We start from the raw sequence: 9,093 nt of genomic DNA, 5'->3' as shown, positions 1-9,093 counted from the left end.
CTCATAACTGACCTTTGATTTTCTTTTCATAGAAAAACTCCCCTTGCAGCGACAGTTTTATTATTTCAACTGTCTACTACAAAGGGAGCATATCAAAGTGCCGATGGTCATTTTCATGTTTAGTATGAATACTGAGATAATACTTGGGATCACTCATTGTTGGGACTCGGAATGATGCTGCGGAAGTTGATCCAAAATTTAATTAACCCATTATCTTAAGCTGATAATGGGTTTTATAAATGACACAAATTGCAAATTTTTTACACACTATAGTTGGAGATGGGAAACCATCGGCTGAGTCTTTGCTCATGAATTGTGAAGCTGTTTAATGGAATCACGGGATAATGCAATTGATTAGGTAGGATCTCCCGAATGAAGAAAAGGAGTGTTGATAGTATGAATACGTCAAGTGCTGACATAAAGCTGGAAACAAAGTATGTAGGTTTCGTTCAAGGTAATTTCAACGTGGATATCGATAGGGACGAGATGAGGTAACTCGTCTCCTGGATGATATTTATTCAAACGGGACGAAAAACTAATGCGAATCGATGCTGCTATAGCCCGAATTAGTGATGTACTTGTTGTGAAGTTTTAAAATAACCATTGTTTGAGATTTGCGGTTTTATTGATTCGTTCAAAGTGAAGACGCTATTTGAGTGGTGATAATATTCAATTAATTATGTGCTATTCAAACAAAGATAAAGGGTATAGGAACATATAGTTGAAATGGAATGATATTACTTTAAAGAAAAATGTAGGAGGAGATTGTGTGAAAAAGTTAACCGGAATTGTTTTGATCGTAGTTCTAATAGCATCACTTGTGGGATGTGGCGGTGTGACAGCCGAGAGTGCGACCCAAAGCTTTCTTGAAGCGGTTAAGACAATGAATGTAGAAGAGATTTCAAAATATGTCGATTATGACGAGCTCGTCAACACTTCTGAGGAGTCAGAAGAGATGGAAAGCATCACTGAACAGGAAGAATTTGTGAAGCAGATTTTTACAGGAATGAGCTATGCCATTATTGAATCCTCAGAGGAGAAAGAAAGCGCTACAGTCAAAGCAGAGATTACAAATATTGATATGAAAAATGTAATGGGGGAATTCATTAAGGAGGCATTTTCTTTCGCATTTGCAAATGCGTTTTCAAATGTATTGAGTGATGAAGAAATGGAACAGAAGATGACAGAGATGATGCTTGCCTCACTTGAAAGCAATAAAGATAAAAAAGTAACGAATACTGTTGATATTCAGTTGAAAAAAGTTGATGGCGCCTGGAAAATTGACTTAAATGACGAATTGCAAAATGCGATAACTGGTGACCTGATGGAGGTAGCAAATTCTTTTGAGGATAGTTTTGCTGGTGAAGCTGCTGCTGAAGATACGCAAGAGGAAGAGCTGATATGGTATGAGAAGAATGTTGGTGATGAGGTAGAATTTGCGACTATTTTATTTAAGGTCAAATCTGTCAACGAAACAAAGGCGATTAAGAGTACATACAGTGAAGCTGAAGCACAAGAAGGTGCTAAATACGTCGTTTTAGAGGTTGAAGTGACGAATATCACCAAAGAAAACATCACGTTTGATCCGTTATTTATACTTATTGATCAGGAGGAGCGAAACTTTGAGGTTTCGGATGATACGTGGATTCTCGATGACTCCATGGTATATAGAGAATTAGCGCCAAGCATTAAAGAGAATGGTGTTTTAGTCTATGAAGTTCCAGAAGACGCAACAAGCTACGTTATAGCTGCCGGTAAGGCAGACACTAATGAAGCTTATAAGATTGTTCTGAAGTAAATGGTTTGAAGACGTCCATAACTGGGACCCAAAGTGAAGTTGAAGAAATTCAAAGGACATAGATCAGTGATCTTGAGAGATTTCAACGCAACATCTCATTAGAAAATGGATAAAAAAATTCAGATGCCCTTGGAGTTGAAACTTACAAAATGTTCATGGAGGAATAAAAATGAATTATAGTTTGAAAAACGAAAGTATTCAAGCATATAACGAAAGCAATCCTTCTTCATTCCCAAAATATACTTCCCAGTTAATAAACTGGGCAAATCAAAATGCGCAAGGAACCCGTGCTGTTGTTGTAGGTCAGATGTCTGATCTTTTCCCAGAATTCATGAATTCCAGCGAGGAGATTAACATTGAAGAATGGAGAAAATGGTACGTTGAACGTTATCCAGATTCCTTTGAAAAAGCTACAGATAAAATTTATGGACAAGTACAGAATCTTAGAAATGCTATTCCACTTATCGACCGTAAAATGGTTGAGAAATGGGTCGAAGATCTGGTAATATCTAAAACTTTCAACGGTCTATATTTACAGAAGGCAATACTTGGTTCACTTGCTGATAAAAAAGGTCTGACATATAGATTGGCATCGCCTGCTGAAGAGTCTGTTGGTATCGACGGTTTTGTCGGGGATGTTCCATATTCAATAAAACCAGATACATACAAAACAATGGGCCGTTTATCAGAGGTTATTGATGTAAAAATGATTTATTATACAAAGAAAAAAACCAGCATAAAAATCGAAGTGGAAGATTAATTATGGTGAATGAAAGAATATTAAACAACTATTACAACATCGGTGGGTTCAACAAACCCGTTCGAATAGGATATATGATGAAAATGATACGCGACTTAAGTCCTCTGACAGAAGATGAATGGAAAATTTGGTATTTCACAAATGTTCACGACGAAGCTTATCTTGATACCATAGTGCGAGAAATGCACCAGTCCATTCCTGAAAATTATAGGGTGAGTGTATTTGACTGTAAGCAATACATCTATGACGTTATGTTCCGTAGAACTTTTCAAGGATATAATAAAGAGAATCAAGCTTTAAAGATTCTGAGAGAAGTTGTTTCACCACTAATTCAAGAAGCTCCAAAAGAATGGGATACCGATTATTTTATCGATTTTTTTGCCATAGGTCAGAATAATAACCTTGTTGGAATTCAACTTAAACCTGAAACTTTTTATTTCGGGCATTATCAATATATTGTCGATATCAAAGGCAAGATGAGAGCGTTTTGCCAACAACAAAATGCCACAGCATTTGTTTTAAAGTATAAATCTACTTCTGGGAACGATATAATTGAATTTTCCAACCCAGAAGTTATTAACGAAATAAAGAAACAGCTATACTAAATTACAAGGAACTTATAGTATATCTATTACGACCGCCTGTACCGTTTGCCCGGATCGCTCGTACCAGGTAACCCCAGTGAACTTTCAGAAATTGTTCGTACAAGAATCCTGATATATCAAGGCTTTCAAAGGACACTTTTGAAAAAACGAGTTCAACCTGTACCAAGTAAAGTCGAAGAAATTTTAACAAATATGTGTGCTGCAGTTGACGCTTACGTTTAATAAGAAGAATAGTACAGAAAAGGACCGCAGTATTATTCGGGGAAGCGACCTGAATATTGGGCAAGAGATAATGAAACCCACCTTGTAGATTAGATCGCAGTGATTTGGTTTACGGGGTGGGTTACTTTTGTGTGTATTCAATAGATTTCTAAAACTTTTCTAATCGACGCTATTAGACAGTTTAAGTTCAGTATTATGTGGTAATTATTAAAGGTAACATAATACTTTTGAGGACGCGATGAAGCTGTAGATTTATTTGGACGCTCATGTCTACAGCGGAGCAAAAAGCGTAACCGGCCTTTTGGGTCGGTTTTTGTTTTTGAAAGGGAGAGATCTAAATGCTTAAAATGAAAAAGACCTCGCAACTACACAGAGTGCTGGCTATAGCCATAATGCTGATGCTGGCATTCGGGGGGGTAACTGTAGCTGAACCGATAGCGTTAACCCCAGTGATCAACGAATTCAGCTGCAGTACTACCGGTACCGACGTTGAGTACATAGAACTGTTTGGCGTGCCTGATACGAATTATGGCAATCTTACTATTCTGGAGATTGAGGGCGATACTACCGGAGCCGGAGTGATCGATGAAGTCCTGCCGGTTGGGAGCACCGACTCTCAGGGCTTGTGGCTTGGTAATCTGCCCGCCAACGCGCTGGAAAATGGAACCATTACCTTATTGCTGGTCGAGGATTTTACGGGAGCCCTTGGTCAGGACTTGGATGACAATAACGACGGTATCATTGACATTACCCCTTTGCCTTGGACAACTGTACTTGACAGTGTGGCCGTAAATGATGGAGGTGCAGGTGATATAACCTACTCAGAGTCAGTCTTAAATGTATCTTATGACGGCCTGGCCTTTGCACCGGGCGGCGCTTCCCGCATTCCTGACGGAAATGACACTGATTTGGCCACCGACTGGATCAGAAATGATTTCGACTTGTTCGGCATACCAGGATACACAGGAAGTCCGGTACTGGGTGAGGCCGTAAACACCCCAGGAAGCCTTAATCAAACTGTAATCCAGCCGATAGCTCCAGTGATCAACGAATTCAGTTGCAGTACTACCGGCACCGACGTTGAGTACATAGAACTATTTGGCGTGCCTGATACGAATTATGGCAATCTGACTATTCTGGAGATTGAGGGCGATACTACCGGAGCCGGAGTGATCGATGAAGTCGTGCCGGTTGGGATCACCAATTCAGAGGGTTTGTGGCTCGCTGATCTGGCTTCCAATGCGCTGGAAAATGGAACCCTCACCTTATTGTTGGTAGAGGATTTTGCGGGATCCCTCACTCAGGACTTGGATACAGATAACGATGGTGTCCTGGACAGTACCCCATGGGAAACCATACTTGACAGTGTAGCCGTAAATGACGGTGGTACAGATGATATAACCTACTCAGAGACAGTCTTATATCCAAATTATGACGGTCTGTCCATTTATGCTCCGGGCGGCGCCTCTCGCATTCCTGACGGATTTGACACAGATCAGGCCACCGACTGGGTCAGAAATGATTTTGACCTGTTCGGAATACCAGGATACGCGGGAAGTGCGGCACTTGGGGAAGCCGTAAATACCCCGGGCAGCCCGAATGAAGTGGTAACAGAGCCTATGCCGGTAAACGCCTTCATCCATGATGTCCAAGGCAGTGGGGCTGCAAGTCCTATGGTTGGACAAACTGTCACTATTGAAGGTATTGTGGTGGGTGACTTTCAACATGGCATCAATGGCACCCACGGTGATTTAGATGGCTTCTATGTTCAGGAAGAGGATGAACATGCAGATGCGGATCCCCTCACCTCTGAAGGCATCTTAATACATGATGGAAGCTCTCCGGCAGTGGATGTAAAGGTCGGCGATCTGGTAAGTGTGGAAGGCGTCGTCTCTGAATACTATGGAATGACAGAACTCACTTCCTTGACCGACGTTACGGTGGTTAGCAGCGGCAATGCTCTTCCAACGACCACATCCCTCTCTTTGCCGGTGACAGCCGTTTCTGACTTTGAATCCTTCGAAGGCATGCTGATCACATTCCCACAGGAGCTGGTTATCGCTGAATATTTCAACTTCGACCGCTACGGTGAAATTGTGTTGACCTCTGAGCGGCATCTCACCCCAACGGCTGAATTTGAACCGGGCTCAGTAGAGGTGAGCCAGGCCACGGCGGAGTATCTGCTGGATCAGATCACCCTGGATGACGGGCGTGATTCTCAGAATCCGGATCCTGCCATTCATCCCAATGGCGAAATTTTTGACCTGGACAACCTGTTCCGAGGCGGCGATACGATTGAGAATGTGACCGGCATCATGGATTATGACTTTGGGCTCTATCGCATTCAGCCTACCCAGGGGGCGGACTATACCGCAGCCAATCCTCGCCAGGATCAACCTGATGATACAGGAGGCAATGTGAAAGTGGCTTCCTTCAATGTCTTGAATTACTTTATTACATTTGGCGAGCGTGGCGCAGATAATGCGCAGGAATTCGAGCGCCAAAGGGATAAGAGCATCGCTGCGCTGGCAGCCATTGATGCGGACGTAGTTGGCTTGATAGAGATCGAGAATAGTCCGAATGACGAGGCCACTGCTGATCTGGTGAGCGGGCTCAACGCTGTTTTGGGTGATGGCACCTATAATTACATCGCCACTGGCGAGATTGGCATGGATGAAATCCGGGTAGCCATGATCTACAAACCAGATGCGGTCAGTCCGGTGGGGGATTATGCAATCCTCGATTCAAATGTGGATTCCCGCTTCATTGATACCTTGAACCGGCCAACCCTGGCCCAGACCTTTATGGATGACGCCACCGGCGGGATTTTTACGGTGGCGGTTAACCACCTCAAGTCGAAGGGCTCGGCATGCCCAGATGATCCGGATACTGGGGATGGCGCCGGCAATTGCAATCTGACCCGCACCGCCGCCGCCCAGGCCCTGGTAGACTGGCTTGCCACTGATCCTACCGGGAGTGGTGACGCTGACTTCCTCATTATAGGCGACCTGAACGCCTACGATAAGGAAGATCCTATTGATGCGATCCTCATGGGCGCTGATGATATTCTTGGAACCGGCGATGACTATACAGATATGGCTTACGAGCTGCTGGGTGAGGATGCCTACTCTTATGTTTTCGATGGACAGACTGGATATCTTGATTACGCCCTGGCCAGTGCGGGACTGGTTGACGAGATTACGGGCATGACCTACTGGCACATCAATGCGGATGAACCCGACCTGATCGACTACGACACCACATACAAGCAGGATGCTCAGGACTTGATCTACGCGCCGGATGCCTATCGTTCGTCAGATCATGATCCGGTTATTGTCGGCTTGTCGGTCTGCGAGGAGATCGCACCTTCCTTTGACGCGATTACGATTTCCCCTGATGTTCTTTGGCCTCCGAACCATAAGTACGTTGATATTGAAGCAATAGTGACGGCATATGACAATTTCGATGCCAATCCAGTTATTACACTGCTCTCAGTCACCTCTAATGAGCCGGATGATGCTGAAGGTCCAGACGACGGCAACACTATAAATGATATCGTTATCGTGGATGACTATCATTTTCAGTTGCGCGCTGAGCGTTCGGATACCGGTACGGGCCGGATCTATACCATCACTTATGAAGTGACCGATGACTGTGGCAACTCGACCACCCAGTCGGCAACGGTGGCAGTTCCGCTTCAGTTGGGAGATTAGTTGGCCTGTCCGGAAATTTTATTGCGCGACCCGATATATCATGTATGTACATTGTATTGAACGCCCGTACCAGATACAGGAAAAGAAATTGGTGAAATTGATTTACAATTTTCCGTAAGCTGTCACCAAGCGCCTCCGGAGCTATATCCGGGGGCGCTTTTCCATGTCTTTCGCTTTTCTCTTGTCAAGATTTCATCCATCTGGCATTTCTCCAATTCCAAAACCACCATCTAAAACAACCCATTATCGTTCGACCCGATAAAGGTTATAAAAAGCCTGCAACTTCCAAATTTTAACACACAAAATTAATTGAAGTTGGGTGATCATCGGCAGAAAAGTCTTTTCTCTGGCCTGTCCTTCAAATAGAAATGATTATTTCGCGCTAAAAGCATCATCGATTCGCGCCATGTGCATCATCGAAATGCAATTCGGGCAGCGGTAGACCATAATTTGGGCATCACTGTCACTTTCATTCTAACTCGAGTCAGAGTAAGAATCACCGCAGCTGATCAATGGCCTCATAGAGGGTTGAGATACCTACCTTAATCTCCATTCTGTTCTCTATGCTGTAGGGAAGCAGCATAAACTGCTGGTTTAGAACCTGGATCATCCTCGAGTCCTCAATTGGATAAACCAGGGCTTAATTGCCCATTACATAGAAAAAGCTCGCACCGGCCGGGTATTATAACTTCCCGGCCCAGTACGAGCAATTATGCTTAATGTACACAAGTGGTTGAACCGCCGCATACCGAACGGTACATACGATGGTGTGAGAGGATGATCACCCGAAAAATGGATGACTTCCTACTCGATTAAAATATTATTCATGGAGTGAAAGGCAACACTACTGTGTCAATGACGTGTATTATCCCATTGGATGCGGGTACATCTGTTACGGTGGCCCGTACCGGTGGCCCGTACCTGGTAACCCCAGTGAAGTTGCGGAAGTTGTTCATAAAATAATCCTGATATATCAACGCTTTCAATGGACTCCTTTTAAAAAACGAGGCAATATGTACCTGGTACAGTCGAAGAAATTCCGGAAGTTGATCTACAATTAAAAATAACCCATTATCATCTTAAGACCTGATAATGGGTTTTAAAAGAAACAAAGCCTCCATATTTTGTAAACTTGTGCGAATGTGGGGAAAAGGGATCATTGGCAGAATCTTTGCTTTGAGAAGGATCTGGCGGCAGATTTGTACTTTGGCAGCGATTCGACACTATCATGTTAGTATCCAGCGATTTAGAGCCACTTAATCAACGTAATGCTATAAAGAAAAAGACACCTAGAACTACAAGAAAAAGCAGAACAATGATTCCCCAAAATTTAAAACGCTTTTCTTCAGGGCTAAGATCTGCATAACGTCGGTGATTTGTTTTCCACTGTTTCCTATGGGTTATTCCTATCAACATAAAAATGATACCCATCCCGAAAAGTCCAGGGTTATGAGTTGAAATCATAATCGAAACACCAGCGCCTGTCCATATGATCCCCAAGACGAACATCATATAATAATCTATAGGTGGTTTAGGTTTATTCCTGTAAGTTATAATGTAGCCCACCAGAAGACCAATAACCACGATTCCAACAACAATTGATATAGGCAGCCATGGCATGCCTTTCACCTCCCAATCGTTCATCCTTGTTTTGTCATGATTTTCACCTTAGTGAATGCACTCATAATTGTGATAAGCGACTCTACCTTGCCATCAAAGGTTTAATGTTCTTTTTATCGAAGAGCACCTCTTTGTTCACTCTTTAATACATTATATCATGTTCCTTAAGTTTGGGATTATATTAAGAGGCAATCTGTACCAGTACAGTCGAAGAAATTCCGGAAATTGATCTACAATTAAAAATAACCCATTATCTTAAGCTTTGATAATGGGTTATAAAAAAGCTGAGGCTTCCATATTCTGTAATGCTGTGTGAGGCTGGGGAAACCGGAACCATCGGCAGCGTCTTTGCCCTGGTGGTTATTGATCAGTTTG

At 43.1% G+C, this 9,093-nt stretch carries 5 protein-coding genes and 1 riboswitch; of the genes, 4 read left to right on the top strand and 1 reads right to left on the bottom strand.

Annotation, left to right across the window (positions count from 1 at the left end):
- Positions 1 to 769: 769 nt before the first annotated feature.
- The 4 genes from BLP63_RS12940 (at position 770) to BLP63_RS12925 (ending at position 7,098) form a co-directional block, all read left to right on the top strand.
- Positions 770 to 1,798: a DUF4352 domain-containing protein gene (locus tag BLP63_RS12940; RefSeq protein WP_092592245.1), complete on the top strand. Its 1,029-nt coding sequence runs from the start codon at positions 770 to 772 to the stop codon at positions 1,796 to 1,798.
- Positions 1,799 to 1,967: 169 nt separating this feature from the next.
- Positions 1,968 to 2,558 carry an MjaI family restriction endonuclease gene (locus tag BLP63_RS12935; RefSeq protein ID WP_092592243.1) on the top strand — a complete coding sequence of 197 codons (591 nt, stop codon included), beginning with the start codon at positions 1,968 to 1,970 and terminating at the stop codon, positions 2,556 to 2,558.
- A 2-nt stretch (positions 2,559 to 2,560) separates the two neighbouring features.
- Positions 2,561 to 3,163, top strand: coding sequence for an MjaI family restriction endonuclease (locus tag BLP63_RS12930; protein WP_092592241.1), 603 nt, complete (start codon positions 2,561 to 2,563; stop codon positions 3,161 to 3,163).
- Between the two features lie 444 nt (positions 3,164 to 3,607).
- Positions 3,608 to 3,693: riboswitch (cyclic di-GMP riboswitch) on the top strand.
- Positions 3,694 to 3,723: 30 nt separating this feature from the next.
- Positions 3,724 to 7,098 (top strand): ExeM/NucH family extracellular endonuclease, encoded by a 3,375-nt coding sequence (locus BLP63_RS12925; protein ID WP_092592239.1) that lies wholly within the window; start codon positions 3,724 to 3,726, stop codon positions 7,096 to 7,098.
- A 1,260-nt stretch (positions 7,099 to 8,358) separates the two neighbouring features.
- Here BLP63_RS12925 and BLP63_RS12920 read toward each other — a convergent pair.
- Positions 8,359 to 8,718, bottom strand: a complete 360-nt coding sequence (locus BLP63_RS12920) for a hypothetical protein (RefSeq protein WP_092592237.1) — start codon at positions 8,716 to 8,718, stop codon at positions 8,359 to 8,361.
- Between the last annotated feature and the right edge of the window lie 375 nt (positions 8,719 to 9,093).

It is taken from the genome of Acidaminobacter hydrogenoformans DSM 2784 (genome assembly GCF_900103005.1).
Taxonomy (GTDB): Bacteria; Bacillota; Clostridia; order Peptostreptococcales; family Acidaminobacteraceae; genus Acidaminobacter; species Acidaminobacter hydrogenoformans.
The sequence above is the reverse complement of the archived record's forward strand: the minus strand, read 5'-3'. Positions and strand labels throughout refer to the sequence as shown.

Bases quoted from the DNA above. Each gene is read 5' to 3' on its own strand.
- BLP63_RS12935 (WP_092592243.1), top strand. From the start codon at position 1,968: ATGAATTATAGTTTGAAAAACGAAAGTATTCAAGCATATAACGAAAGC.
- BLP63_RS12930 (WP_092592241.1), top strand. From the start codon at position 2,561: ATGGTGAATGAAAGAATATTAAACAACTATTACAACATCGGTGGGTTC.
- BLP63_RS12925 (WP_092592239.1), top strand. From the start codon at position 3,724: ATGCTTAAAATGAAAAAGACCTCGCAACTACACAGAGTGCTGGCTATA.
- BLP63_RS12920 (WP_092592237.1), bottom strand. From the start codon at position 8,718: ATGCCATGGCTGCCTATATCAATTGTTGTTGGAATCGTGGTTATTGGT.